Annotated in this window: 25 protein-coding genes and 4 pseudogenes; 12 read left to right on the top strand and 17 right to left on the bottom strand. The window is 71.6% G+C overall.

Annotated features, from left to right (window positions below; genetic code table 11):
* Positions 1–27 precede the first annotated feature (27 nt).
* On the top strand, positions 28–1566 hold the full coding sequence (locus GQS09_RS02535) for a multicopper oxidase family protein (protein WP_165984297.1): 1539 nt from the start codon (positions 28–30) through the stop codon (positions 1564–1566).
* A gap of 198 nt (positions 1567–1764) precedes the next feature.
* Here GQS09_RS02535 and GQS09_RS02530 read toward each other — a convergent pair.
* From GQS09_RS02530 to GQS09_RS02510, 5 genes and pseudogenes are all read right to left on the bottom strand, one after another.
* Positions 1765–2051, bottom strand: a pseudogene (locus GQS09_RS02530) (transposase); the annotation flags it as partial.
* Positions 2052–2505: 454 nt separating this feature from the next.
* Positions 2506–2946: a peptidoglycan-binding protein gene (locus tag GQS09_RS02525; protein WP_165984296.1), complete on the bottom strand. Its 441-nt coding sequence runs from the start codon at positions 2944–2946 to the stop codon at positions 2506–2508.
* A gap of 490 nt (positions 2947–3436) precedes the next feature.
* Complete coding sequence (locus tag GQS09_RS02520) at positions 3437–4165, bottom strand: YqjF family protein (protein WP_165984295.1); 729 nt, start codon at positions 4163–4165, stop codon at positions 3437–3439.
* A 75-nt stretch (positions 4166–4240) separates the two neighbouring features.
* The gene (locus tag GQS09_RS02515) at positions 4241–4420 is read right to left on the bottom strand and encodes a hypothetical protein (RefSeq protein WP_165984294.1); all 180 of its coding nucleotides are present in this window, start codon (positions 4418–4420) and stop codon (positions 4241–4243) included.
* 148 nt (positions 4421–4568) lie between these two features.
* A complete protein-coding gene (locus GQS09_RS02510; protein ID WP_165984293.1) occupies positions 4569–4946 on the bottom strand; it encodes a hypothetical protein in 378 nt (125 codons plus the stop codon).
* Between GQS09_RS02510 and GQS09_RS29000 the strand changes: the two are divergent.
* The 3 genes and pseudogenes from GQS09_RS29000 to GQS09_RS02500 form a co-directional block, all read left to right on the top strand.
* A pseudogene (locus tag GQS09_RS29000) lies at positions 4938–5573 on the top strand (potassium transporter TrkG); the annotation flags it as partial. The gene GQS09_RS02510 and the pseudogene GQS09_RS29000 sit on opposite strands and share 9 nt — an antisense overlap.
* A gap of 178 nt (positions 5574–5751) precedes the next feature.
* Complete coding sequence (locus GQS09_RS28995) at positions 5752–6315, top strand: potassium transporter TrkG (RefSeq protein ID WP_243761057.1); 564 nt, start codon at positions 5752–5754, stop codon at positions 6313–6315.
* Between the two features lie 578 nt (positions 6316–6893).
* Positions 6894–8090 (top strand): GAF domain-containing SpoIIE family protein phosphatase, encoded by a 1197-nt coding sequence (locus GQS09_RS02500; protein WP_207957383.1) that lies wholly within the window; start codon positions 6894–6896, stop codon positions 8088–8090.
* A gap of 125 nt (positions 8091–8215) precedes the next feature.
* On the opposite strand, the gene GQS09_RS02495 is transcribed toward GQS09_RS02500, so the two are convergent.
* From GQS09_RS02495 to GQS09_RS02480, 4 genes are all read right to left on the bottom strand, one after another.
* Positions 8216–9934 carry a SpoIIE family protein phosphatase gene (locus GQS09_RS02495; protein ID WP_165984292.1) on the bottom strand — a complete coding sequence of 573 codons (1719 nt, stop codon included), beginning with the start codon at positions 9932–9934 and terminating at the stop codon, positions 8216–8218.
* Positions 9935–10246: 312 nt separating this feature from the next.
* Positions 10247–10735: a DUF664 domain-containing protein gene (locus GQS09_RS02490; protein ID WP_165984291.1), complete on the bottom strand. Its 489-nt coding sequence runs from the start codon at positions 10733–10735 to the stop codon at positions 10247–10249.
* Between the two features lie 15 nt (positions 10736–10750).
* The gene (locus GQS09_RS02485) at positions 10751–11971 is read right to left on the bottom strand and encodes an RNA polymerase sigma factor (RefSeq protein ID WP_165984290.1); all 1221 of its coding nucleotides are present in this window, start codon (positions 11969–11971) and stop codon (positions 10751–10753) included.
* Positions 11968–12303 (bottom strand): YciI family protein, encoded by a 336-nt coding sequence (locus tag GQS09_RS02480; protein ID WP_165984289.1) that lies wholly within the window; start codon positions 12301–12303, stop codon positions 11968–11970. The genes GQS09_RS02485 and GQS09_RS02480 overlap by 4 nt, the downstream gene beginning before the upstream one ends.
* Before the next feature lie 206 nt (positions 12304–12509).
* On the opposite strand from GQS09_RS02480, the gene GQS09_RS02475 reads away from it, so the two are divergent.
* Positions 12510–12950: a peptidoglycan-binding protein gene (locus GQS09_RS02475; RefSeq protein WP_165984288.1), complete on the top strand. Its 441-nt coding sequence runs from the start codon at positions 12510–12512 to the stop codon at positions 12948–12950.
* Between the two features lie 441 nt (positions 12951–13391).
* On the opposite strand, the gene GQS09_RS02470 is transcribed toward GQS09_RS02475, so the two are convergent.
* The gene (locus GQS09_RS02470; RefSeq protein ID WP_165984287.1) at positions 13392–14300 is read right to left on the bottom strand and encodes a hypothetical protein; all 909 of its coding nucleotides are present in this window, start codon (positions 14298–14300) and stop codon (positions 13392–13394) included.
* A 19-nt stretch (positions 14301–14319) separates the two neighbouring features.
* Positions 14320–14574 carry a DUF2188 domain-containing protein gene (locus tag GQS09_RS02465; RefSeq protein ID WP_165984286.1) on the bottom strand — a complete coding sequence of 85 codons (255 nt, stop codon included), beginning with the start codon at positions 14572–14574 and terminating at the stop codon, positions 14320–14322.
* On the opposite strand from GQS09_RS02465, the gene GQS09_RS02460 reads away from it, so the two are divergent.
* From GQS09_RS02460 to GQS09_RS02450, 3 genes and pseudogenes are all read left to right on the top strand, one after another.
* Complete coding sequence (locus tag GQS09_RS02460; protein ID WP_165984285.1) at positions 14573–14818, top strand: hypothetical protein; 246 nt, start codon at positions 14573–14575, stop codon at positions 14816–14818. The genes GQS09_RS02465 and GQS09_RS02460 overlap by 2 nt on opposite strands.
* Before the next feature lie 350 nt (positions 14819–15168).
* Positions 15169–15537 (top strand): annotated as a pseudogene (locus tag GQS09_RS02455) (DUF6879 family protein); the annotation flags it as partial.
* A 42-nt stretch (positions 15538–15579) separates the two neighbouring features.
* Positions 15580–16431, top strand: coding sequence for a helix-turn-helix transcriptional regulator (locus tag GQS09_RS02450; protein WP_165984284.1), 852 nt, complete (start codon positions 15580–15582; stop codon positions 16429–16431).
* On the opposite strand, the gene GQS09_RS30240 is transcribed toward GQS09_RS02450, so the two are convergent.
* Positions 16415–16549, bottom strand: coding sequence for a hypothetical protein (locus tag GQS09_RS30240; protein WP_279577689.1), 135 nt, complete (start codon positions 16547–16549; stop codon positions 16415–16417). The two genes, GQS09_RS02450 and GQS09_RS30240, sit on opposite strands and share 17 nt — an antisense overlap.
* Before the next feature lie 301 nt (positions 16550–16850).
* On the opposite strand from GQS09_RS30240, the gene GQS09_RS02445 reads away from it, so the two are divergent.
* Complete coding sequence (locus GQS09_RS02445; protein WP_207957382.1) at positions 16851–17648, top strand: glycoside hydrolase family 31 protein; 798 nt, start codon at positions 16851–16853, stop codon at positions 17646–17648.
* Positions 17649–17671: 23 nt separating this feature from the next.
* Here GQS09_RS02445 and GQS09_RS02440 read toward each other — a convergent pair whose 3' ends face one another.
* From GQS09_RS02440 to GQS09_RS02425, 3 genes are all read right to left on the bottom strand, one after another.
* Positions 17672–18946: a cellulase-like family protein gene (locus tag GQS09_RS02440; protein WP_165984283.1), complete on the bottom strand. Its 1275-nt coding sequence runs from the start codon at positions 18944–18946 to the stop codon at positions 17672–17674.
* A gap of 65 nt (positions 18947–19011) precedes the next feature.
* On the bottom strand, positions 19012–19527 hold the full coding sequence (locus GQS09_RS28990; RefSeq protein ID WP_243761056.1) for a hypothetical protein: 516 nt from the start codon (positions 19525–19527) through the stop codon (positions 19012–19014).
* A 113-nt stretch (positions 19528–19640) separates the two neighbouring features.
* A complete protein-coding gene (locus tag GQS09_RS02425) occupies positions 19641–21965 on the bottom strand; it encodes a beta-galactosidase (protein ID WP_243761055.1) in 2325 nt (774 codons plus the stop codon).
* A gap of 231 nt (positions 21966–22196) precedes the next feature.
* Between GQS09_RS02425 and GQS09_RS02420 the strand changes: the two genes are divergently transcribed.
* Complete coding sequence (locus GQS09_RS02420) at positions 22197–22418, top strand: GntR family transcriptional regulator (RefSeq protein ID WP_279577688.1); 222 nt, start codon at positions 22197–22199, stop codon at positions 22416–22418.
* Here the strand turns inward: GQS09_RS02420 and GQS09_RS02415 are convergent.
* Together GQS09_RS02415 and GQS09_RS30895 are read right to left on the bottom strand one after the other, a co-directional pair.
* Entirely contained in the window at positions 22412–22711 is a 300-nt protein-coding gene (locus tag GQS09_RS02415) for a DUF3027 domain-containing protein (protein ID WP_165984281.1), read from the bottom strand. The genes GQS09_RS02420 and GQS09_RS02415 overlap by 7 nt on opposite strands.
* Positions 22711–22965 (bottom strand): DUF5615 family PIN-like protein, encoded by a 255-nt coding sequence (locus GQS09_RS30895; protein WP_165984280.1) that lies wholly within the window; start codon positions 22963–22965, stop codon positions 22711–22713. The genes GQS09_RS02415 and GQS09_RS30895 overlap by 1 nt, the downstream gene beginning before the upstream one ends.
* A 42-nt stretch (positions 22966–23007) precedes the next feature.
* Here GQS09_RS30895 and GQS09_RS02405 point away from each other — a divergent pair.
* A pseudogene (locus GQS09_RS02405) lies at positions 23008–23556 on the top strand (FadR/GntR family transcriptional regulator); the annotation flags it as partial.
* Positions 23557–23743: 187 nt separating this feature from the next.
* Complete coding sequence (locus GQS09_RS02400; protein ID WP_165984327.1) at positions 23744–24529, top strand: SDR family NAD(P)-dependent oxidoreductase; 786 nt, start codon at positions 23744–23746, stop codon at positions 24527–24529.
* Positions 24530–24577: the final 48 nt, after the last annotated feature.

Genomic DNA, 24577 nt, shown 5'->3' with positions numbered 1-24577 from the left:
TGGCACCCCCTGAATCAGGAGGATGACATGGGGCGAATCGCCCGGCGTGAAGTACTCAAGGCAGCTTCCGCCGCGGCAGGCACGGCGGTGCTCGGCACTGCCGGACATGCCGCCGCGGCACCGGTACCACTGCGGCGCTCCACCGCGGCCGACGATTTCCCGCAGCCGCAGGTGCGGCGGTCACGGGACGGCCTGCTGGCCACCCAGCTCGACGTGCGATTCGCCCACAACGACATTCCCGGCGTCGGACCTGTCTGGACAAGGACCTACGACGGAACGATCCCGGGGCCGACCCTGCGGGTCCGGCCCGGAGAACGGCTTGAGATCGCCCAGGTGAACGGGCTGCCGCCCAACGAACTCCGCCCGCCGGCGGACACCAACACGCCTCATCACCTCAACAGTTTCAACCTGCACACCCATGGGCTGCACGTGGACCCGTCGGGGACCGCCGACAACGTGTTCCGGGAGTTCCCTCCCGCCGCCGCGCCCGGCCTGCCCGCCCCGGTCCACCACAGCCGCATCGACATCCCCGATGACCACCCGGCCGGCACGTTCTGGTACCACCCGCATCACCACGGCTCCACCGCGGTGCAGATCCTCGGGGGAATGGCGGGTGTGATCATCATCGAAGGTGATGTTGACCGGGTACCGGAAATCGCCGCCGCGCGCGACGTGACCGTCTGCGTCAGCGAGCTGAAGCTGGCGCACGGACAGGTGCCGGACGTCACCTCGGAGCACGTGCTCCCCCGCACCCCGTCGACCTTCCTGGTCAACGGAAAACTCAATCCGACGATCACCCTGGAATCGGGAGAGGTGCAGCGCTGGCGCCTGGTCAACGCCGGCGGGGTCACGGTGCTGCGGGTCACGCTGGACGACCACCCGCTCCACCGCATCGCCCAGGACGGGATCACCCTGGAGAAGCCCACGGCGGAATCCACCGTGACGCTGCCGATGGGCGGCCGGGCCGACATCCTCGTCAGGGGCGGGAAGCCGGGAACCTACCGGCTCACCTCCGCCGGCGTCCCCCACCCGCTCATGACCGCGGTGGTGACCGAACCCCGGCACGCGCCCATGGGGCTGCCCCAGACCCTGCCGGGCAGGCGGACGGCGCTGCCCGAGCCGGGCGGCCGGCGGCACCTGGACTTCCGCACCTATGACAACGTCTTCACCGGGGCGTTCACCAGCGCCTTCCGCATCCTGGGCACCGGGGAGACGCCCCACGCGGATCCTTCGGCCGGCGTGGGGGACCGCCGGTGGGGGCGGTTCGACCCTCACTTCGTCAACCACACCGTGCGCCTGGGCGATGTGGAGGAGTGGGTCCTCAAGAACTCCTCCCGGCACGACATCCACCCCTTCCACATGCACACCAACCACTTCCTGGTGATGTCGGTCAACGGGCAGCCGCTCCACCCGCCCGTCTGGCGCGACACGGTCGGCATCCGGCAGGGCGGCGAGGTCGTCATCCGGGTACGGTTCCAGGACTTCACCGGCAGGTCGGTGGTGCACTGCCACAACCTCCGGCACGGAGACCAAGGCATGATGCAGGTCATCGAGTACACCCGCTGATTTCCCGCGGGACCGGCGGACCGGCCGCACGCCAACAGCAAAAGCCGATGGCGACGGGACAGGCCCGGCCGAGGAACGGTTGTTGAAAGCCGGCCACCCCGCCCCCCGACGAACCCGGCCCCGGCACCGAGGGCAGGACAAGGTAGGGGAGCTGGCCCGGGAGGGCGCTGCCGTGGACACCTTGGCTCGGGCCGGGGCGCCCGAGGATTTCGTGGCCGGGGCCAGTCCGGCGTAGGAGGCCAGGTGGGTGGCGGGGGGGGGGAGAGAGAACCGGTGCCGTCGCCGACGGTGACCAGCAAGGTGGCGGCGGTCCTGACGCCGACGCCGGGCATCGACGTCAGGACCGGGTGAAGAGGGCAGGTCTCCGGCAGGGCCTCGATCCGGGCTTCCAGGGCCCGGCGCCGTCCGTGGACGGCGGCGAGCGAACGGGCCAGGGACGGGACCACGACATCGAGCGTCCCGGTGCCCGGGACGACGACGGTCTGCAGTGTTCTGTCCTCGTGCTGTGCAGGTTGCTGTGCTGCGGTGCGTACCGGCCCTGTGGTGGCCCTGTGGTGGCCCTGGCGGCCGTGGCCGGTGCCCTGTCCGGCGGGGGCAGTGCTCAGGCGACCTCCGTCGTCGGGGCCGGGAACGGCGCCTGCGACAACACCTGTACGAACGGCAACAGCACACCCGCCGCCACCACGAATGGCAGCGGCCTGCTCAACAGCCTCGTCCTGGCCGTCTGCCCGGCAGCGGACCGGCCCACCAGTGCGGAACCTCGGCCTCCAGGCCGCCGAGGAGATCGAGGACACGCTCGACAGCCTCCCCACCGACGTGCTGGGTGTACAGGCCGACGACAACAATGTGGCGATCCTGGGACTCGTGCAAGTACGGCCCGGTCTCACAGGTTCACCGACAGCCGCGCCGACCCCGGATCCGCCCGAAACGGGGGTCACGTCAGGTGTAGCAGCCCACTGTCTTCCCGTCGGGGCTCCGGAGCGGCCAGTCCATGGCCCCGGCGGTCTCCGGGCCGTAGATGCCGTCCTGGCTGATCTTGTGCCTGACCTGCACCTTGAGCACAGCTTCCCTGGTCTTGGGGCCGTAGATTGCATCCAGGGTGAGTTTCGCCCCGTAGCAGCGGTTCAGCGTGTCCTGGAGGACGAATACCCCGGGGTTTGCATCCCCTGGCCGAAGTGTGCAATCGGCGTTCTTCGATTGGTGCCAGGTGGAGGGGTAGATGTAGTGATTACCGTTCGCGTAGGTGTGCTGCGACCAGTCCGTGCAGCGAGGCAGGGCAGTTGCCGCGGTCGCCTGCGCCGGGCCGGCCAGAGCAAGACCGAGCGACAGCGGAGTCGCCACTAAGGCCCCAATCGTCGCCTGGCGTATTTTCTTCATCATTCTCCTCTGCAAGGACTCCTTGCGCCGGGAATTACTCTAGGAGGATTTCCGAAGATGGGAACCCCGCCCATGCGAACAGAAAGCAAGGGGATCTCAAGGTTTTCCAGAAGTGAACTTGTGCCCAGGCTGGTCAGGCCAGTCCGGGCGCGCGGTGAGGGGCCAGTGACGGTCCCCAGCGCGACCGGCGTTCCGGTGCGCAGCGGGCCTCACCGGCTTGACATGGCTGCCTGGGAATCATGTGGAGGGAGCAGGTCTCCCCTCCGCGGGTAACACAGCCGCCGGAATCCCCGGGCCGCTTCTTGTCCCTCCGGCCGCCGTCCGGTCACGCCGCGGGCCTTGCTTGTTCTGCACCCCGTGGCGGCCACGGCATCCCGGCTCGGTGGGCGGCTGCGGCCGGTGAAACGGGGACCGGCCAGGGGTACCGGCCGCGTCAACGGCAGGCATCCGGCTGCGGCCTCGACGAGTTTCCGGCGCGGCCGGCAGGCGGCGGTCAGTGCCGCGCGGCGGCTGGTCGCGGGAGGCCGATGCGGACGTGGCCGGCTCCGGGCGTGTAGTGGGCGATCGGCTCGGCGGCCGGCCGGGGCAGGCCGGCCGCCGAGGTAACGGTCTCGGCGAGCTCCTCGACCGACGCCGTGCACAGCGGCCACGGCTCGTGCCACACCGGGGTACGCAGCAGCATTCCGCAGCGCCGCGTGTAGACCCGCCACCGGGTGGTCAACCACACGTCGAAGTCCGAGGGGTCGATCGGGTCACCGGGGCGGATACGCAGCTGGTAGAACGGCTCGCCGCCGCGCCGGCTGCCGGCGCAGGCGAGCACCCCGCCGTGCTCCGTGACGCTCAGATCGCCCAGGTGGTAGGGGGCGCCTGTGCTCGCCCTTGCCATCATGCTCACCACGGCGCCGGACGCGTGGACGGACAGGAACCACAGGCCGTCACGCCCGTCCGGACCACGCACGTAGGTGCGCAGGTTCGTCTCCAGGAGCGTGGCCAGCCGCCGTGCCGCCGGCACAGCCGGCATGCCGGCGGGCCGTATGTCCGTCATCACGAACGGCGTCAGGCCGACCCAGGCCCGCCCGTCGTACTCCTCGACCAGCAGCCCGCTCGGGAGCAGCCGTTGGACCGCGGCCGGCTCGAAGGGCCAGTGCACGAACGCCAGCCGGCACCAGCGCATACGCAGGGGTGACAGGCGCACCGCCTCCTGCGGGATCAGCGATGCCATGGCGACCGGGTACCCACGCCGCAGACGCCTACGCGGGCCGGCGGGCCGGCGGGCGTGGCGCGGCACCCGGGTCTTCTACCGGGCCGAGCCCTCGGTGCCGGCCGCGATGAGCCGCATGCTGGCCACCACCGTGTCCTCAGCCACGAGACCACGCTGCCGTGTCACGCACGCCCGGAAGGGCGAGCCCGTGGCCGTGATGCGCGTGCTGGCCGACGTCCAAGCCCGGAAAACGCCCAGGTCGCTGGTGTCGAACATCGCGCTCCCCATGGCTTCGGTGCGGTGTCGGAGCCCTACGCGGGCAGCTGCGTCATGCAGACCTGCCGCCCGTAACCGGCCGCACATGGCGCCACGCCAGGCGGTGACCGGACCTCCCTGGTGCAGGACTGCGAAAAACATGACGGGGTCACTGCAGCAGCGCCAGGTTGTTGTCATCGACCTGTACACCGAGCACGTTCGTGGACAGGTTGTTGAGGGTCTCGTCGACGTCGACGAGGTCGTTGTCGTTGACGACGGTGGTCTCCTCGGTGGCCTGGAAGCCCAGGTTGCCGCACTGGTTGGCCGGTCCGCTGCCGGGAAGGGTCAGGATCAGGCTGTTGAGCAGGCCGGTGCCGTCCGTGGTGGCGGTGGCGGCGGTCGGCGTGCCGCTGCGGTTCACGCACGTGTTGTCCCAGGCCCCGTTGCCGGCGCCGACGATGGAGGTCGCCTGGGCGCCTCCCGCGGCGGACACGGCAACGGCCACGGCCGTCAGGGCCACCGCCGGGGCGGTACGTACATGCAGCACAGCAACCTCCAGAGCAGGCACGGCAACGATCCGCTGTGCTCAACGGGCCCTCCCGCCCGGGGGACACGGCACGGGAGGCATTTTCGGAAAAACCGGCACCTGTCGGTGACGGCGCAGGAGCTGCCGGCGTCCTCGCAGTCCGGTGAGGCGACCGGGCTGGTGGACGCGCTGTTCACGGCGACGTCGGCGGTGTGTGACCGGGCTGGTGGTGGACACCGGCTCGTACTGGAGCGGCTTCGGCCAGGGTGTGATCCTGGGGCTGATCCAGGTGGGCGGTTTCGGGATCATGACGATGGCCTCACTGCTGGCCCTGCTGATCGCAGGCAAGCTGCGGCTGCGGATGCAGCTGACCGCCCAGGCGGAGACCAAGACCCTCGGACTGGGCGACGTGCGCGGTGTCGTCTCCCGGGTGGCCCTGATCTCCCTGGTCATCGAGAGCGTCACCGCCGTGCTGCTGACCGCCCGCTTCCGCCTGGGCTACGGGCAGCCGTTCGGCGACGCGCTGTACTCGGGGTCTTCCACGCCGTCTCCGCCTTCAACAACGCCGGCTTCGGCCTGTACCCCGACAGCCTGGTCCGCTACGCCACCGACCCCTGGATCACTCTCCCGGTGGCCGCGGCGGTGATTCTGGGCGGTATCGGCTTCCCCGTGATCATCGAGATGCTGCGGCACCGCGCCCGCCACCGGCAGCCGGAACTGGTCGCTGCACATCAAGCTCACCGCCACCACCACCGCCGTCCCGCTGGCGGCCGGGACGGCCGCGACGCTGGGACTGGGATGGACCAACCCCGGGACACTGGGGCCGATGGACGTGCCCGGCAAGATTCTCAATGCCTTCTTCCACTCCGCCATGGCCCGCACCGCCGGCTGCAACGCCATCGACATCGCCGCCCTGGGGCACGCCACGCTGCTGGTCACCTGTGTGCTGATGTTCATCGGCGGAGGCAGCGCCGGCACCGCCGGCGGCATCAAGGTCACCACCTTCGCCGTCCTCGGGGCCGCGATCCTCGCCGAGGTGCGCGGCGAGCCGAACTCCGGTGCCTTCCACCGCCGCCTCGCCCCCCACGTGCTGCGCCAGGCCCTGACCGTGGCCCTGCTCGGGGTAGGGCTGGTGACACTGGCCACCATCGCGTTGCTGGCCATGGTCCAGGACCGCTTCGACGTCGTGCTGTTCGAGGCGGTCTCCGCCTTCGGCACCGTGGGCCTGTCCGCCGGGCTGACCACCGAGCTTCCCCCGGCCGGTGAGGTGATCATCATCGTGCTGATGTTCGTCGGCCGCCTCGGTCCCATCACCCTGGTCTCCGCTCTCGCCCTGCGTGAACGCACCCGCCGCTTCCAGCACCCCGAGGAACGCCCCGTCATCGGCTGACCACGGGGACCGGCCGCCCCGCCCGCCGCGTCCTGTCCGCGCACGCCAGGCGTGCTGCGGGTGACGGCGTACCGGAACGCCGGTCGCGCCGGGGGGAGAGCGACGAAACCACCTGCGATGTCGTTGTCCCACCGTGCACAAGTCCAGGGGCCGGGACCGGACCCCGGCCCAGAGCCGGGTCCTCGCCGGGGTGTGGGTCACCCGCTTGGCCTCACGGCGGGCAACTCCTGGTCAGGGCGTTCGTTGGACGTGCCCGATCTGGGGAAGGGAGCAGCCGGTGCGAGGACGGTACGGGACACCCATGACGATCCGGCGCAGCCGCCGGCAGCCGCCCGATCCCCGCAGGCGAGGCCGGTGCCCGGTGTGCCAGGCCGTGCCGGGAATGTGGTGCTTCCGTGCTCCCCGGCGGCGTGTTCACCGCAGCCGATGGAAGAACAACGGCATCGACCCCACCCGTTTCGGCTTCCGCCCGAAGGGGTCCGGCTCCCCGCGCCCGGCGGGCCGCGACGGCCGATCGACGGGGATGGTTGTCCGCGGCCAGGCAGGCGCGCGCAAGAACACACTGGGAGAAGATGATCATGAATGATCGGATCGGACTGGCCGAACTTCTGGCCGCAGCCGAGGACGCGGCGCCGGTGCGGTCCGTGGACATGGTCGCGCAGAATCTGCGGGACCGGTTCGGTGCGCGGTACGTGACCTTCCTGCTGGTCGACATCGTTGGCCGGCAGATGGTGCGGATCAGTGAAGAGGCCGCCACCCAGCAGGGCCGACGTGCCGACCGGATTCCCCTGACCGGAAGCATCTACGACAAGGTCCTGCGTACCCAGAAGCTGGTGCAGGCCGCCGGCAACGGACACGGGCAGCGGGTCGTCGCCCCGGTCACCAACCGGGGCGACACCATCGGCGTACTGGAGCTGTTCCTGCCCCGTCCCACGCAGGAAGTGCTGGAGCAGGTCCAGCAGGCCGCGCACGCGCTGGCGTACATCATCGTCACCGACCGCCGCTTCACCGACCTCTACCACTGGGGTCAGCGCACCACGCCGCTCACCCTGGCCGCGGAGATCCAGCGCCAGCTCCTGCCCTCGGCGCCCTCCTGCGAGGCCCCCCAGTTCACCCTCGCCTGCGCCCTGGTGCCGTCCGACGCCATCGCCGGGGACACCTACGACTACTGCCTCGACCATGACACCGTGCACCTGTCCATCACCGATGCCATGGGGCATGACGTCGACGCCTCCCTCATGGCCACTCTCCTGGTCAACGCCTCCCGCGGCGCCCGCCGCGCCGAGAAGGACCTGGCCGAACAAGCCCGCCGGACCAATCAGGCCCTGCTCGACCACGGCCGCGACACCCACGCCACCGGCCAGCTCGTGCGCATCGCGCTCGACGGGTCCGGCGCACGGCTCGTCAACGCCGGCCACCCATGGCCCCTGCGCCTGCGCGGAGGCACGGTCGGCCGGGTACGCCTGCACGTCGACCTGCCTTTCGGCATCCACGCACCCGGCCCCTACCGGGTTCAGGACCTCGACCTGCTTCCGGGCGACCGTCTGGTGCTCTACACCGACGGCATGCAAGAACGCCAAGCCGAATCCCTCGACCTGCCCGACGTGATCCGCAACACCGCCGGCGCACACCCCCGCGAGGTGGTCCGCACCCTGGCCCAGGCGGTGACCGAAGCCTGCGGCGGACACCTTCGGGACGATGCCACCGTTGTATGTCTGGACTGGCACGGCCCCCGGCCCGCAGGCCGCCACACCCGGGCCGGAACCGGCAGCTGAGCACTGCCGCGCGCCCTGCCGCGCCCTGGTCCGTGTGCCCGTCACGGACCAGGACCTGCACGCCCGCCTGGCCCGCCAGGCAGGCTCCGACCCCGCCGCGCTGCGCAGGCCACAGCGCCGGCCGGTCAGTCCCTGGGCGACACCCGGCAGGCGAGCAGGGCGACGTCGTCGTCGTTGTCGGCGGGGCGGACACGGTGCAGCAGCAGGTCGCACAGCGGATTGAGAGGATGCTGGGCCAGTGCCGCGGCCTGGCGAAGCAGCCGGTTCATCCCTTCGTCGAGGGAACGGGCGGGGGATTCGATCAGCCCGTCGGTGTAGAGCAGCAGCGTCGAGTCCGGCGGCAGCTCGGCGATGGCGTCGGTGCGGGCGGGAGCGAAGCCGGTGCCCAGCAAGATGTCGTGCCCGCCGTTGAGGAAGCGGGCCCGCCCGTTGTGTTCGACCAGCAGCGGTGGGAGGTGGCCGGCGTTGGTCCAGCGCAGCCGCCACGCGCCGTCCGGTGAGCATGCGACGTGGGCCAGGACAACGGTGGCAAGCGGCACCATCCCGATGCGGGTGACCGCCTGGTCCAGCCGGCCCACCACCGCACTCGGGGCTTCGTGCTGCAGCCAGGCGTAGGCACGCAGCATGTTGCAGACCTGCGCCATGCCCCCGGCGGCGTCGAGGTCGTGGCCGACCACGTCGCCGATCACCAGGGCGGTCACCTCTTCGGACGGGACGAAGGCGTCGTACCAGTCCCCGCCGACCTGCGAGGCCTGCGGCGCCGGCACGTACCGTGCGGTCATCTCCAGCCCCGGCACCCTCGGCAGCGTCGGCAGCAGGTGACGCTGCATGGTCTCGGCGACCCGCCGCTGCTGCTGGAAGAGCCACGCGTTGTCCAGCGCCAGCCCGGCCCGGCGGCCGATGTCCTCGATCAGCGTGAGATCGGCCGCGGTGAAGGACCCGGGCCGCTCGGCCAGTCCCAGGGTCAGCGCCCCGACCGCCTCCCGCTGGCTGCGGACCGGGACGACGGCCGCGGAGTGGATGCCCGCGGCCTGGAACAGATCCCGCTGCGCGAGGGCGATGCCCGAGTCGAGAGCCCCCTGGTAGTGCTCGGGGCCCGTGAGCGTCGCGGAGACCCCCCGAAGCGCCAGCGCCAGAGGCATCGAGGATTCCTCCGGCACCGGCGGCATCGGCCCCTCCAGATCCTCCCGGTGCACCAGCGTGCCCTCCCGGTAGTGCACCACCGCCGTGCGCTGCACCCCGCCTTCCTCGGTCAGCAGATCCACCACCACCCAGTCCGCCAGCAGCGGCACCACCAGCCGCACCAGCTGGCCCAGTGCCTCCTGGACATCCAGCGTGGAGGCGAAGACCGTGGTCGTCTCCGACAGCAGGGCCAGACGGTCGAGCTCCGACATCGACGCCGTGGGACTCGCCGACTCCCGACCGGCAGCCTCCGGCAAGGACACCGGATAGAAGTGCACCAGCACCCCCGGCCCAGGCCCCGGCATACGGCAGGGCGTGACCAGCCAGCCCACCTGCATCACGGAGCCGTCCCCGCGCTCGAACCACGCCTGGTCACCCTGCCCCGTCCGGCCGCCCAGAATCGTCCGCCGCAGCTGACACCGGCTGCGCGGCAGCCGCTCACCACAGCTTCCGCGGTGCAGCAGATCATGGGCATCCCGGCCCAGCATGTCCGTCGCGCTGCGGCGCAGCAGCTCCTCCGCCCGCGGGCTCACCTCGGTCATCAGACCCTGGCCGTCCACCACGATGGTCCCGGCGTCCAGAAGATCCTCAAGACCCCGGGATCGCCCCCCGGCCGCGGTCGACCAGCTCCCGGTATTCCCGTCGACGCCAGGAACCACCATGGCCGCGCCTCCCTCGCATCACCTGCTCCCGAACTTCCCGTACCACAGACTCCCTATCAGTAAAATTCCGGCAATCGCCGGTTATCTGACATTCACCACCACCTTTCCGCCTCCTGGACCAGGCCGGGCCGGCTGGGACGAAGCCGGGGCGGACCCGGGCCTGCGGCAGGTGCTCACAAGCGAGAACGGCCCCCCTGCAGCCGAACGCACCCGGTTGCGTCCTCGGCACCTCCGCCGCGCTCGAGCTGCCGGCGGAGGAGAGCCAACGGCTGACCGGACACCGCATCCGGTGGTCCGGACGGGCGGGGCAGCTCATGTCATGACCAGCCACTGCCGTCCGTCGATCAACTCGCGGCACGCGTCCAGGTGCCCGGCGTGGCAGGCGGTCTCCACGATGACGTGCATGACCACCTCTCGCAGGGTTCGCGGACGCCGGCCGTGGAGCGAGTCCGGCGGCCACCACGCCGGTGCGGCATCCGCGGCCGTGGACGAGATGACGGCGTTCGCCAGGTCGATCTGCCGCTGGTAGGTGCCGAGGACGTGGCGGGCCGGCACCTCCGGGCCGACCTGCCAGGCGTCGTCGGCCGCGGCCAGCTCCTCGATTGCGGCTTGCTGGCCCCCGACCACCGCGCGGAACCAGAACCGTTCGACATCCAGCGCGAGATGGTTGATCAGCGTCAGGCAGGTCCAGCCGGACGGCAGCACCGGGCGGCGGAGATGCTCCTCGGCCAAGCCCTCCACGATGCCCTGGACGTGTCTGCGCTGGCCGTTGAGCGCGTCGAGCGCCTCGAGCAGTTCCAAGAGATCTTCCTTCCTCTACAGCGTGTCGGCACGCTCGAGCAGCGCCCTGCGCTCGGCCTCGTTGCCGGTGCGTGCAGCTGCCTGCCGGAACAGGGCGGCGGCATGCCGGCGGTCACCGGCGCGGGCGGTGAGGTCCGCCTCGGCGGCGACGGCCAGCGGGTAGTCGTCGAGGGCACCGCCTGCGCGGGCCTGCGCGAGCAGCGCGAGTCCGGCTGAGGGCCCGTACGCGTACCCGTGCGCCACGGCCCGGTTCAGTCCGATCACCGGGCTCGGCTGGAGCCGGATGAGCTGGTCGTAGCACGTGGCGATCCTGCGCCAGTCGGTGTCGCCGATGGATTCCGCGGTGGCATGGCAGGCGGCGATCTGTGCTTGCAGCGCATAGGGACCCAGGTGCCGCAGGCCGGACAGGATGCCCACGGCCTCGCCGATCGCGGCGTCATCCCAGCGGGACCGGTCCTGCTTGTCCAGGGGGACCGGGCGGCCTTCGGCGTCCCGGCGGGCATCGTGCCGGGAATGCTGCAGAAGAAAGAGGGCGAGCAGCGCCGACGCCTCGGGCTGGCCGGGCATCAGCCGCGTCAGCAGCCGGGCCAGCCGGATCGCCTCCTCGGCGAACGCCGGCTCCCCGTCGCCGCTGTAGCCGTGGGTGAACAACAGGTAGAGCACCGCCAGAACACCCGGCAGCCGTTCCGCCCGGGCCGCACCGCCGGGCACCCGGTAGGGGATGCGGGCCTGCGCGATCTTCGCCTTGGCCCGGGTCAGCCGCCGGGTCATCGTGGACTCGCTGACCAGGAACGACCGGGCGATGTCCGCGGTCGGGACCGCGCAGATCGTGCGCAGTGTCAGCGCCACCCGAGCCTCCAGGGACAGCGCGGGGTGACAACAGGTGAAGATCAGCCGGAGCCGGTCGTCCACGGCCTCCTCCCGCGCCGGTTCCCCGGTGGCCGCGGTCAGCGCCAGCACGGCCAGCTCGCGCAGCTTGCGCCGCTCGACGGAAGCGCGCCGCAGCACATCGACAGCGCGGTTGCGGGCCACCGACATCAGCCAGCCACCGGGGTTCGACGGCACACCGTCGGCGGGCCATCGTGCAAGCGCCGAGGCCAGGGCCTCCTGGGCGCAGTCCTCGGCCAGGGTCCAGTCGCCCGTCACACGGATCAGCGCCGCGACGATACGCGGGTACGCCTCGGTGGCCGCAGCCGCGGCAGCCCGGTCGGCCGCGGCCCGCGCAGCGTCGGTCACTGCTCGAAGTCGGCCAGCGGGCGTATCTCGATACGTCCGCGACGGGCCATCGGGTGGGTGCGGGCGACCTCGATCGCCTCATCGAGGTCTGCGCATTCGAGCAGGTCGAAGCCCACGATCACCTCCCTGGTCTCCGCGAACGGGCCGTCCGAGATCAGCAGCCGGCCATCGCGCACGCGCACCGTGGTCGCCGCCGACTCCGGCGCCAGCACCATCCCCTGCACGCGCCTGCCGGCGGCATCGTTCTCCGCCACCCACACATCGATGTCGGGTTCGTCGCGGGTGTCCGTATCCGGCTCCGGATCGGTGCAGACAAACATCATGTACTTCATCGCCGTGCTCTCCTTCCTGCGACTGCCGTTGCACCCTAGTGACGAACGACAGCCCTCGATCCGGACAACCCCACGGAAACGAGGTGTCTCGCTTGCCGCCGCGGAACGGGCACCGGCGCTGAAGGGCGTGTGATTGACGGCACGCCCGGTGCCGGATTACTGATCTCGGAACCAGGCGAAGGGCACCACGACAGGGAGGAGAACCCATGAAGCTCCGATCAGTGCTGACCGCGTTAGCCGCCGGCGCCGGCATGCTCCTCGTGGCGCCGGGAGCCCAGGCCGCCCCCCTCAGCACGCAAGCCACCGTGTGCAACGGGAACAGCTACTTCGGGCTGGCTGACACCTTCTACTACAAGCCCACACGGGGCTTCGACACCCAGAACACCAGTTGCACGCTCCGCCGTGGCGACCGCGGCGACGGCGTGATGCACCTTCAGTACACGATGTGGAAGTGCTACGGGCAGGACATCGCCCGGGACGGCATCTTCGGCCCGGACACCGAGAACGCGGTGAAGAACGTACAGCGGTTCCACAACCACTTCGGCGCCGGACTCGCCGTCGACGGCATCTACGGCCCACGGACCGGGTCCACGATGACCTGGGAGAAGTACTGGGACGGTACATGGGAGTCCGCTGGGTGCTGGTGATGGCATCTCCGTGACGTACTGCCCCAAAGCCGCCCCGTGACGGCATGTGAGCGTGCACCAGGCCGTCCGACGCGAGTGTCCGCTCGACACCGAGCTGTTCTGGACGGGGCTTCCGCCCAGGACGGCCTCCGGCGATACCGGCCGGAGGCCGCCGACCGGGACGCCCCTCCTTACCGGACAGCGAAGCCCTTGTGACGACAGGGCGCCCGCGGCTCCCGCGAGCAGGTGCCCACCGGCCTCGTCGGCTACCAGGCGGGCGCGGGGACCTCCTGCGCCTGCGTCAGGTCAGGACCACGGGGGCGCCCCCGTCGGCCTTCTGGCGCAGGGCATCGACAGCTTCGCGGAACTCGGTCTGAGTGGAGAGCCCTCCAAGACCGACCGCTCTGCCCCGGCATACCGGGGCAGAGCGGGCTGCGCCACAGCGACCGCCCGCCGGGCCCGCTACCCGCCCAGGCGCTTCAGGTGCGCGGCGGCCTCCTCGGCGCGGCGGCGGGCCCCGGCCACGGCCTCCTCGGCGGCGGTGGCCTGTTCTTCGGCCTGGCGGTGGTGCTGCCCGGCCTGCTGCGCAGCCTTCTCGGCCCGGCGCAGTTGTTCGGCCATCACCTGGGCCCGGCGGTGCGCGGCGTCAGCGTCCTCCCGGGCGCGCTGGGCGTCGGCCCGGGCCCGTCGGTGCTCGTCCTCGCGGGCGCGCAGTCCGGCTGCGGTGTCCTCGGCCGCTTGCCGGGCCGTTTTCCGCTCGGCCGCGCGCTGCTGTTCCTGCTCCCGCCGCTCGGCATCGGCGCGCCGCCGTTCCTCCGCGCGTTGCGCGTCCCGTGCTGCCGGGGCGGCCTCCGGACCGGCGCCGGGCGCCACCAGACCTGCCGTGGGCGGGGGCAGCGGCCGCTGCAGCCGACCGCTCGCCCACTGCCGGGCAGCTCCTTCATCGGCGAGCGCGGCCCGCAGCGTCTGTTCGATCTCCGACTGCGCTCCGGTGCCGATGCGGTGTCCTTCCTGCGCGGCCAGGTCGGCGGCCCGCCGGGCCAGCGCGGCCACGAGCCGGCGCTGCTGCCGCGTGAGTTCCCGGACCTGGTCGCGGTCCGCGCTCGCGAACGCCTCCCGCAGCTGCGCGCCGAGCCGCAGCAGGCCCGCGGTCTCCGCCGGCCGTCTCCTCACGAAGAGGTTGCTGGCCCATGCCGCGATGGTGGGTTTGCGCAGCCGGGCGATGGCCTGGGCCGGCTGCCGGTCACCGGCCCGGCGCGCCCTGGCGGCGAGCTCGTCCCGCACGGCGGTGAACTCTTTGGGGTCCACGTCTCCGTAGAGGCGATCGGCCGCCGCCTCCAGCCGGCCGCCACTGCCGTCTTGCCGGGCCATCTGTGCTATCCGCCGGCCGTCAGCCGGGGGTGCGGCGCGGGTCGCTGCCGTGGGTGTATTCGGTGCGGACCCTCCCGTCGCGGCCGTGCACGATCACCTGGGAGCGCTCGTGCTCCCTGGCCCGGGCGCGGGCGGCGCTGATCGCCTGCCGCTGCGTGCGGCACGCCTCGCCTTCCCGCCCGCCCTCCTGCCGGACTTTCCACCGCTCGTCCGAGGCCGCGTCGTGGTCGGGCAGGACGTGGTAGCGGGTACGGGACTGCTTGCTGCGCGCCATGACGACCTCCTGCACCAAGGGGTGGGCCTTCCTGGCCAGTCTCGTGCCGCACCCGGCTGCCCGCATCCGGGCACCGCCGCCGGGCGGCCGGGTGGGCGGACCGGCGGCCGTCCAGGTGAAGCAGCGCGAGCAGGAAGAACATCATCGGCTGCTGGGCGGCGGCACGGAGGCCGTCGACCTGGTCTTCGCCTTCACCCCGCCCCGTCCCACAACGCCGAAGGCGCCACCCCGGACGGCACCCTGAGCCTCCTGCCGGCGGCTGCGGCCGGGCCGTCTGGTGGTCACCGGCGCGCCCGGCGCGGGAAGGACCGTCCCGGCACTGCACCTGATGCTCCGGCTCCTGGACGTTCGGTCTGCCGGCGAGCCCTACCGAGGCAGTAAGGGGCATACGACGATGCCTGTCTGTGGCAGCAGGACACGCACCCAGCAGCAGGTTTTCACTCCATGGAGTTAACTAGTCGCTGCATGTAGTGGACATGATCGGGGTGGGACTTCGTACGTCACCCGCCCAAGCAGACAGCACCATGACGCTGCCCAGGAAGCTCCGAGCGGCCGCCACAGCCGCAGTCGCCACTCTCGCGGCCGTGCTGCCGGGATCCGCGCTCGCCGTTCTGGCGCGGCTGGACATCCGTGGTGCGCGAGGCGGTCGGCCGCGGGGTGGTGATGAGGCGGGCTCGGATCGTGTCGGTGCCGGTGACGGACTACATCCGCTACGAACACGCCGGCACGCCGGTGAACCTCGCCGGAGAACTGGTGCGCCGGCTGCCGCGCCGCCAGGCATCCGACATCGCCCTGCCTGGGAACGACTTCTGGCTCTTCGACAAGAGCGTGGTGCTGTTCAACCACTTCACCGGCGACGGCGCATGGGACGAGCCGCGCTGGTCCGCCACCCGCGACCCGGCCGTCATCGAACTGTGCGCGAGGGCCTTCGAAGCCGTCTGGGACCGCGCGATCCCCCCCTGAGCACTTCACCCTCTGACCAACCTGCTCCCTCCCCGCCCACTGATGCCCGAGTCCCCGTCCTCCAGCGCCCAGGCTGCCCGCGAAGCCCTGGCGGTGCGGCCGGCGCACCTGCGCAGGGACGCCGGCCTGAGCGGGCGGGAGCTGTCCGAGCGCTGCGGGTGGCACCCGGCGAAGACCACCCGCATCCAAAAAGGCACCAGCGCCCCCTCCGATGCCGACATCCGCGCCTGGTGCGCGGCCTGCGGCGCCGACGGCCAGGCGGAGGACCTTATCGCCACCGCCCGCGCGGTGGACTCCATGTACATGGAGTGGCGCCGCCGCCAGCGCGGCGGGATGCGACGCACCCAGCAGGACTACAACGCCCTGTACGAACGCACCGGGATCTGCCGGGTCTACGCCTCCAACGTGGTGCCCGGCTTTTTCCAGACCCCCGCCTACGCCACCGCCCTGCTGACCGCCATCACCCGCTTCCAGGGCACCCCCGATGACGTCGCCGACGCCGTCGCCGCCCGCCTGACCCGCTCCCGCTTCCTCTACGAGGGCGGGCACCGCTTCGGCGTGCTGCTGGAGGAGACGGTGCTGCGCTACCGGGTCGGCGACACCGCGACGATGCGCGGGCAGCTGCGTCACCTGCATCAGGTCATGGCCCTGCCCTCGGTCTCCCTGGGCATCATCCCTTTCACCGCCGCGCGCACCGTCTGGCCGCTGGAGGCCTGCTACCTCCATGACCAGCAGCGCGCCACCGTCGAGACCCTCACGGCGGAGATCACCATCACCCAGCCCCGCGAGCTGGGCGACTGCCTCAAGGCGTTCTCCGAACTCTCCGCCATGGCCCTGTTCGGCGACCCGGCCCGTGCGCTGATCTGCTCGCCAGAGCTCAGCAGGCACTGCTGAGGTTGGCACGCACCCAGCCGGACTCAAGCAGCAGCATCTGGCTCTCGACCGGCGCTGCGTTCTCGGTGATGAACCGGACGATCGCTCCCTGCTGGGTGGACAGCTTCCCCTGTGCCACAGCAGTACCCCGTGGGCGTCCCCGGCGAGCAGGTGCGTTGTTCTCCATCCGGGGCACCTCCGTACAAGATCATGAGAGCGCGACCCTGCCCGCACACCCGCCAAGGGGATCAGTTTTTCGCCTCTCGGGGCGGAGCGGGCGCACCGCGACCAATCCCGCCGCCCGCGCGTTCGTCTGGGACGTGTGCAAGCGCAACTACTACGACAAGGGCGTGCGGTTGTTCTGGCTCGACGAGGCCGAGCCGGAGTACGAGACCTACAACTACGGCGCCTAGCGCTACCACGCGGGTTCCGCGTTCCAGATGGGCAACATCTACCCGAAGGCGTTCTCCCGCCGCTTCCACGAGGGCATGGTCGCGGCCGGGCAGGAGAACCCGGTCAACCTGGTGTGCTGCGCCTGGGCCTGCAGCCAGCGCTACGGCGCCCTGGTCTGGTCCGGCGACATCGCCTCCTCCTGGGAGGACTTCCGCCGGCAGACCACCGCGGGCCTGCACATGGGCGCCGTCGGCATACCGTGGTGGACCACGGACATCGGCGGCTTCCACGGCGGCGACCCCGACGACCCCGCGTTCCGCGAACTGCTGGTGCGCTGGTTCCAGTACGGCGTCTTCTGCCCGGTCATGCGGCTGCACGGTGACCGGCGACCGGCGTCGGAGGTGAGCCGGGCCGACGGCACCCCCCGCTGCCCGACCGGCGCCGGCAACGAGGTGTGGAGCTTCGGCGACGAGGTGTACGAGATCCTCGCCGGTCACCTCCGGCTGAGGGAGTCCCTCCGCCCCTACCTGCGCGAACTAATGCGGGAGAGCCATGAACTCGGCTCTCCCGTGCTGCGCGCCATGTTCTACGAATTCCCCGACGACCCGCGCTGCTGGTACCTCGCCGACCAGTACATGTTCGGCCCCGACCTGCTCGTGGCGCCCGTGACCCGGCCCGGCGCCGGGGAGAGGACGGTCCACCTCCCCGCAGGCGCGCGGTGGATCGCCCTCCACGACGGCCGTGTGTACGAGGGCGGCCAGGAGGTCCTCCTCGACGCACCGCTGTCGGTCATCCCGGTCCTCGTCCGTGACGGACGCCGCCCCGAACTGATCGGCGCCGTCTGACGCGCCCGGCCGTCACCGCGGTGTCACCGGTCCCCGCCCAGCAGGGCGTTGCACTCCCGCTGCAGACCGACGTCCCCCCACATCGGGTGCTGCGGGGCGGCGTTGGAGCAGACGACGGCACCGCGCACTCCGGCCCGGGCGGCCCCGGCGACGGCCCGGCGGCAGATGGCGGACCCGACCGGGCCTCCCTCGAAACCGCTGTGCAGCGGTGTGTAGCCGACCCAGCCCTCCCCGAAGACGAGCGGGACACCGGTTTCGGCGGCCCAGTCGGCGGCCGCCGCCGTCCACAGGGCGAGGGTGGCCTCCATGGCCGCCCGGTGCAGGGCGTACCGGTCGTAGAGCCAGGCGTCGAAGCGGTCGGGGTCGCACCAGTCGTGGACGTAGACCTCGCGCCGGCCGACGACCGTGGCCTCCAGGCGCCACCGGTCCTCCTCCGGCGGCAGCCACTCCTCCAGCCGCGGCGCGCCGGGGCGCAGCAGTTCCCGCTCGGCCCGCTCCTGCGGGAACGGCCGGGAGGGGTCGCGCAGCGCGTAGGTGTCGAGGAGTTCGTCGAGCACGCCGTAGACGTACGGGTGGAAAACCGCGACGTCGACGTCGCGGGGGACGCCGCGCAGGGAACCGACGGGGACCTCGGCGTAGTTGACGGTCACGGGACGGTCGGGATGGCGCTCGCGGAACCGGGCCAGCCCGCGCTCCAGACGGGGACGGAGCGCCACGACAGGGTCCTCGTCGGCGGCCAGGCCCTCGGTCAGGCGGCCGGCCTGGACCTCGTTGTGCAGTTCGGTGAAGGCGACCCGGTCGTCCAGCCCGCCGTGGCGGGCGAGGAAGTCGATCAGTTCGGCGAGGGCGTCGGCGAGGGCCTCCGCCCGGCGCTCGGGCTCGATGGCCGTGATCGCGTCGAACCAGGAGCGGTCGCCGGCGAAGGACGGTGACTGCTGGTACTCCCAGCTGGAGAGGATGACGAAGCAGTCGTGCCGGCGGGCCGCCTCGAAAAGGGCGAGCAGATGCGCGCGGGCGTCGATCTCCGTCGTGCCGCGCACGTCGTACCAGCGGACCCGCTGACCGTAGTCGCCGCCCAGCGGGCCGAGGCGCAGCCGGGTGGTGTCGACGCCGGTGCCGAACAGCAGCAGGGGCATGGCGCAGATCCGGACGGTGTTGTACCCGCGCTCCACGGCCTCGGCGAAGGCCCGGTCGAGGTCGGCGAAGGGCTCCCCGGGACCGGTGCGGGTGTACCAGGAGAAGTCCCACAGGGAGATGGCGAGGGCGGAGGGAAGGTGGGCGGGCAGCGGCGTGGGCATGGACGAGGACGCCTTCCGTGGTTCCGTGCGGAGAAGGGTGAGGAAGGGAAGCGAAACGGAGCCGCTCAGCTCTTGACCGCGCCGGCGGTCAGCCCTTCGACGAGATGCTTGCGCAGCAGGAAGAAGACGAGCAGGCTCGGGACGGCCGCGAGGACGGCCCCGGCGAGCACCAGGTCGTACGGGCGGCCGGTCGCCCCGAAGAGGGCCTGGATGCCGAGCGGCAGGGTGTAGTCACCGGGTGAGCTGACCACGATATCCCGTCCACGGTGCAGGGGGGCGAGCTTGAGGAGACCGCCACCGAGCGGGCGGACGGTCTCGGAGAGGTCGACGAAGAGGTTCTCGGCGATGCCGTACCCCATCACCCGGGGGTACTGGTCGATGACGATGCCCGCGAGGTCGGGGGTGTTCCCCTCGGCGATCGCCTGCGCCGTCATCCGGGTGACGATGTCGGCCGGGGCGGCGCTGGTGATCCGCATCCGGTAGTCGAAGCGGGACCCCCCCCGCATCAGCGTCCGGTCGCGGACCGCCTCCTCGTACGTGGTGACGTATCCGGGATCGTGCGTCCACAGGGAGACGTCCACCGGCCCCGACGCGACGGGTGCCGCCGAGGACGTCGCGCACGCCGACAGGACGCCGGGCGGCCATTCGGAGGCCCAGTCCAGCCGCACCGCGCAGCAGGGCCCTGCGGCCGGGGTCAGTCATGGCCGGCTCCGTTCGCGGCGCGCACGGTGGCCCGGTGCACGTGGACCAGGCTCACCCGGTCCACGCAGGCCCTCTCCCGGGCCGCCGCGAGACCGTCGCGCACGGAGGCGTCGACGTACACCTCGCTGTCCTCGGCCAGCGGCAGGACGCGGATCTCGACGCCGTGCTCGGCGGCCTCCTCGGCGAACCGGCGCAGGCCGATCTCCCAGTCCGGGCCGTACCAGAAGTGGTCGGCGACCAGCCGGCCGCCGATGTACGCGCGGGCCACGTCGCCGGTGTACGCCACCCGCAGCAGCACCTCGCCCCGACCGGCGAACGCCTCGTGGGGCACGGAGACGTGGTACACGACCGCCGAGTCGAAGTCCTCGTCGCGCGGGGCCGACGCCCGGTCGTGGGAACCGCCCGTCCGCGCGGGCGGAACGGTGGCTTCGGCGCGCACGCAGGTGACCGTGGGTTCCGCCGCGTCGCCGGGGAGGGCGAGCGGCCACCGGGTGAAGGCGCCGTCGGCGGCCGGAGCGCCCAGACCGGTGCCGGTGAGCGAGTCCGGCGCGGGCAGGAAGGCGAGGGACGTGGTGGACGCGGTGGTATGCAGACGGAGTTCGTCGCCGTCGGCCAGGACGAGAGCCTCGCTGAGGACCAGGCGGTCCTCCCCCTGGACGTGGACCCGGTTGACGGTGAGGGCCTGGTGCTCGTCCACGACGAGTACGCGCACGCGGCCGGCGGGTCCGTGGATCGTGAGCAGGGCGTCCGTGCCCGGCTGCGGCACGGACACCAGGGTGCCGTCCGCGTCCGCCCGCACCTTTGCGGGACCCTCCACCCGCAGGCCCGCGGGCAGGGAGAGCGTCACGGGAACGCCGGCGGTGGCGGCCAGCACCGCCGTGGGGACGCCGTCCACCGGGAGCCGGGTCACGGGCTGGGCGGTGGCCCAGTCCAGGGCGATCCCGTGGCCGAGGTCGTGGCCGATCGGCCAGACGAAGTGGGCGCCCGACGGGACGGTCACCGGCCGGTCGGGCAGGGTGACCGTGCGCCCGTCGTCCAGCCGCACCCGGAAGCGGGCGTCGTCGTGGCGGGGCAGGGGCTCGTGCGGCTGGTGGTTGTTGACGAACAGGAAGCCGCGCCGGCCGTCGGAGCGGACCGTCCAGCGCAGGGTGGTGCGGTCGTCCAGTCCGTCGGGCCCGGCCTCGGGCGGCGCCGGTTCCATCCGGGCCAGGTCGGCCCCGCAGTCCCGTAGGAACAGGTGGTGCAGGCGCAGGGCGTGGAAGGAGGGGCGCACCTGCCCGTACTCGCCGAGGGGGGCCTGGAAGTCGTAGGTGACCACCGGGAGGTCGTTGGGGTAGCCGGTGTCGTGCGACTCCTGGTTGGGCCGCTCGTGGTCCAGGCGCTGGGAGGAACCGTGATACAGGTAGTAGCCCTGCCACACCGAGCCGCTGCCGAGCTTGGCCAGCGCCAGCGAGGTGATGTCGGCGGCCGGCACCAGGGGCCTGCGGTGGTAGGCGATGGCCATGCCGCCGCCCAGCTCGCAGGTGGCGTAGGGGTAGCGGCGGTCGTCCGGCCCCGTGCCGGCGGGGGCGTGGGACCTGAGGTCGGCGCCGATGGCGTGGTCGTCGCGGATGGGCGTGAAGAAGTAGTGGCGGCGCATGTGCCGGGCCCAGCCCTCGTGCGCGTCCTCCCAGAACGCCTCCGGGTAGCCGCCGTACAGCGGCAGCAGGACATCGGCGGGGAGGTCGGCCGCGCCCCAGGCGGTGGCGGTCCACAGCGGCGCCCGCAGGCCCGCCTCCTCGGCCGTGCGCCGCAGCGTCGCCAGGTGGGCGGGCTGGTCGTACAGCTCGTTCTCCACCTGCACGGCGACGATCGGGCCGCCCTCGTCGTGGGAGAGCCCTCGCAGTTCCCGCGCGATGCGGGTGTAGTAGGGGCGGACCAGGTCCAGGTAGGCGGGATCGTCGGTGCGCGGTGTGCAGCCGGTGTCCGCCAGCCAGTCGGGGAATCCGCCGTTGCGGCATTCCCCGTGCGCCCAGGGGCCGATCCGCACCACCACGGCCAGTCCCAGTTCCCCGCAGAGTCCGACGAAGCGGCAGACGTCGAGCCCGCCGTCGAACCGCAGGACGCCGCAGTGCTCCTCGTGCTGGTTCCAGAACAGGTAGGTGGCCACGGTGTCGACACCGCCGGCGCGCATCTTCAGCAGCTCCTCGCGCCACTCGGCGGCCGGGTAGCGGCTGAAGTGGAACTCTCCGGTGACCGGTATCCAGGGATCGCCGTCCCGTTGGACGCATCGGCTGTCCACCGACACGGCCCGTGGCGTCCCGGGCGCGCTTCCCATGGGGAGGTGTCCCGTGAGCGGCGGGGACGGTGTGTGGACGTGGGACAAAAGCATGACAGGCGGCTCCCGTGCCAGTGGCTCCTCGAAGTGGGGTTCATCCTCAGTGCCGTTCACAGGGCTGTCAAGATGTATTCATAATTAATGACCAGCGCTATCATGGGCCCGCGTTCGCGCCTGCGGCGCCCCACCCCGCGCGCCCCGAGGCGTGCCCGATGTCAAGGAGATGGCGGCATGGCGGCCTACAGCACCCGGGGCGTGCACGGACAGGTGGTCCAGTCGCTCGGAGCGCGCATCGTGGGCGGCGCCGTGCCCGAGGGGGCGACACTGGACGTGCGGGCGCTGGGGGAGGAGTTCGACGTCAGCCTGACCGTCATGCGCGAGTCGCTGAAGGTCCTGGCCGGCAAGGGGCTCGTCGACGCGCGGNTAGGCAACCCAATAGTTCCGGCTCAATAGGTTGGGAAGTCATCCGGGATGGCCCATTCCTCGCCAGACTCTTCGTATGCTTCGCATCCGTCATGTTCGAATCTGATCGAAGCATCAAACGGGGATCTCTGATTTGCGCACGCCCCGTAATCCAAGCCAAGTTTTCCTGCCAGTGGAACCCAGTATCTGCAGCCTCCGCACTGCTGAAAGTACCACTCTTCAGGATAATCTGGATCCTCAGTTCGCCGGTTCCTGTGCTCGATCCATCGAGCATGAATCTTGTCACGCTCCTCAGGATTCTTGGCGGCGTGCCCGTTCTTCATCAGCCACCTCGCAATATTCTCAGAACTGTATCCACTGATTTTACCCGATGATCGACGTGTATTCCGAGCTCATAGAATCCACCATCCAGTTGTCGTCCCCGGTCCCGAGTAAGAACCTTAGCGCCCAGCTGAGTCGCCAGCCGCAACAGCGGTTCGTCTTTCAATCCCTTCAGCCCCAACTCGCTGATGCTGCGGGCATCATAGCCAGCCGCACGCAGTCTCTCAGCCCATGCGGGCGGCAGATTCTCATCCACAATGATTCTCTCACCGACCCCCGAGAACCCCGACTTCTGTGCCAGAAGCGGGGCACGTTCGTCAGGGAGCGCAAGTACTGGAACCTGCTCGACGCGGACGTCATCCGCTGGCGTGTCGAGGGGGGTGCCGGTGAGGAACTGATGCGCGACCTCGCCGACGTCCGTTCCATCGTCGAGCCCGCGGCCGCCCACCGTGCCGCCCTGCACCGGACGGAGGCCGACCTCGAGGCCCTGGAGGCGGCGCTCGGCCTCATGGGGCGGGCCCGGGCGGACTCGGCCGTCGCCGCCGAGGCCGACGCGGCCTTCCACCGCGCGCTCCTGGCGGCCACCGGCAACGAGATGCTGGCCCGGATGGACATGCTGCTCGAACCGGGCCTGCGGGAGCGCGGCCGCCTCGTCCACGCCCACGCCTCCGTCGGTGACCCCGTGCCCAGCCACCGTGCCGTCCTCGACGCCGTGCGCGACCGCGACCCGGCCCGGGCCGAACTCGCCATGCTCGACCTGCTGGCGAAGGCGGTCGAGGACCTGGATCACGTCACCGGGCGGACGGCCGACCCCGCGGACCGCGAGTCCCCCCACGGGGCCCGCTGACGCGGCGGCGGGGGCGGGGTGTCGCCGGACGGTCGCCGTGGCCGCGCGGCCTGCCCTTTGTGAGCGGTACCTCAGGCGGGCACCTTGGCCCGACTCGATAATTCATATTTAATATCCTCGTGGGGTGGTCATGCTCGCCGACCGCCCCGGACCCGACCCGTCCGCACCGCAGACCTCGGAGCCGCCCATGCCGTCCACGTATCCGCAGCGCTCCGGAACAGCGCCCCGCTTCGACGGACGCGTCGCCGTGGTCACGGGAGCAGCTGGGGGGATCGGCGCCGCGATCGCCCGACGGCTCGCGGCCGAGGGAGCCCGCGTCCTCGTCGCCGACATCGACACCGCGGAAGGGGAACGCACAGCCCGCGCCATCCGGGACGCCGGCCACGAGGCCCTGTTCCACCCGACCGACGTGAGCGACGAGGAGTCCTGGGCCGCGGCGCTGGAGACCGTGCGCGGCGCCTACGGACCCGTCTCGGCCCTCGTCTCCAACGCCTACGCCGTGCGCGTCGCCCCCGCCCACGACACGACGCTCGACCAGTGGAACCAGCAGCTCGGTGTCACGCTCACCGGTGCCTTCCTCGGCTTCCGGGCCTGCCTGGACGACCTGCGCGCCACCCGCGGCTGCGCCGTCCTCATCTCCTCGGTGCACGCGCTGGTCGGACTGCCGGGCCGCCCCGCCTACGCCTCGGCCAAGGCCGGACTCACCGGTCTGGCACGCCAGTTGGCGGTGGAGTACGGGCCCGGCGTACGGGTCAACGCCCTGCTGCCCGGACCCGTGCTCACCCGAGCCTGGGACGGCATCGGCGCGGAGGACCGGCGGCGCAGCGCGGAGCAGACCGTGGCCGGACGGCTCGGCAGTCCCGAAGAGGTGGCCGGGGCCACCGCCTTCCTGCTGAGCGACGACGCCTCCTTCGTCACCGGCGCCTCGCTGGTCGTCGACGGCGGCTGGAGCGCCTACAAGGCCTCGTCCTGAACCGTGCCCGCCCCGCGGGGGACGCCCGTGCCCGGCACCCCGACCGGC

This window comes from Streptomyces sp. YIM 98790 (assembly GCF_011421595.1).
Classification (GTDB): domain Bacteria; phylum Actinomycetota; class Actinomycetes; order Streptomycetales; family Streptomycetaceae; genus Streptomyces.
Note: the sequence above shows the minus strand (reverse complement) of the source record. Positions and strands in the feature narration are given on the sequence as shown.

Excerpts from the sequence above, each read along its gene's own strand:
- GQS09_RS02535 (WP_165984297.1), top strand. The coding sequence starts at position 28 with ATGGGGCGAATCGCCCGGCGTGAAGTACTCAAGGCAGCTTCCGCCGCG.
- GQS09_RS02525 (WP_165984296.1), bottom strand. The coding sequence starts at position 2,946 with ATGATGAAGAAAATACGCCAGGCGACGATTGGGGCCTTAGTGGCGACT.
- GQS09_RS02520 (WP_165984295.1), bottom strand. The coding sequence starts at position 4,165 with ATGGCATCGCTGATCCCGCAGGAGGCGGTGCGCCTGTCACCCCTGCGT.
- GQS09_RS02515 (WP_165984294.1), bottom strand. The coding sequence starts at position 4,420 with ATGTTCGACACCAGCGACCTGGGCGTTTTCCGGGCTTGGACGTCGGCC.
- GQS09_RS28995 (WP_243761057.1), top strand. The coding sequence starts at position 5,752 with ATGGACGTGCCCGGCAAGATTCTCAATGCCTTCTTCCACTCCGCCATG.
- GQS09_RS02500 (WP_207957383.1), top strand. The coding sequence starts at position 6,894 with ATGAATGATCGGATCGGACTGGCCGAACTTCTGGCCGCAGCCGAGGAC.
- GQS09_RS02495 (WP_165984292.1), bottom strand. The coding sequence starts at position 9,934 with ATGGTGGTTCCTGGCGTCGACGGGAATACCGGGAGCTGGTCGACCGCG.
- GQS09_RS02480 (WP_165984289.1), bottom strand. The coding sequence starts at position 12,303 with ATGAAGTACATGATGTTTGTCTGCACCGATCCGGAGCCGGATACGGAC.
- GQS09_RS02475 (WP_165984288.1), top strand. The coding sequence starts at position 12,510 with ATGAAGCTCCGATCAGTGCTGACCGCGTTAGCCGCCGGCGCCGGCATG.
- GQS09_RS02470 (WP_165984287.1), bottom strand. The coding sequence starts at position 14,300 with ATGGCCCGGCAAGACGGCAGTGGCGGCCGGCTGGAGGCGGCGGCCGAT.
- GQS09_RS02460 (WP_165984285.1), top strand. The coding sequence starts at position 14,573 with ATGACGACCTCCTGCACCAAGGGGTGGGCCTTCCTGGCCAGTCTCGTG.
- GQS09_RS02465 (WP_165984286.1), bottom strand. The coding sequence starts at position 14,574 with ATGGCGCGCAGCAAGCAGTCCCGTACCCGCTACCACGTCCTGCCCGAC.
- GQS09_RS02450 (WP_165984284.1), top strand. The coding sequence starts at position 15,580 with ATGCCCGAGTCCCCGTCCTCCAGCGCCCAGGCTGCCCGCGAAGCCCTG.
- GQS09_RS02445 (WP_207957382.1), top strand. The coding sequence starts at position 16,851 with ATGGGCAACATCTACCCGAAGGCGTTCTCCCGCCGCTTCCACGAGGGC.
- GQS09_RS02440 (WP_165984283.1), bottom strand. The coding sequence starts at position 18,946 with ATGCCCACGCCGCTGCCCGCCCACCTTCCCTCCGCCCTCGCCATCTCC.
- GQS09_RS02425 (WP_243761055.1), bottom strand. The coding sequence starts at position 21,965 with ATGGGAAGCGCGCCCGGGACGCCACGGGCCGTGTCGGTGGACAGCCGA.
- GQS09_RS02415 (WP_165984281.1), bottom strand. The coding sequence starts at position 22,711 with ATGAAGAACGGGCACGCCGCCAAGAATCCTGAGGAGCGTGACAAGATT.
- GQS09_RS02400 (WP_165984327.1), top strand. The coding sequence starts at position 23,744 with ATGCCGTCCACGTATCCGCAGCGCTCCGGAACAGCGCCCCGCTTCGAC.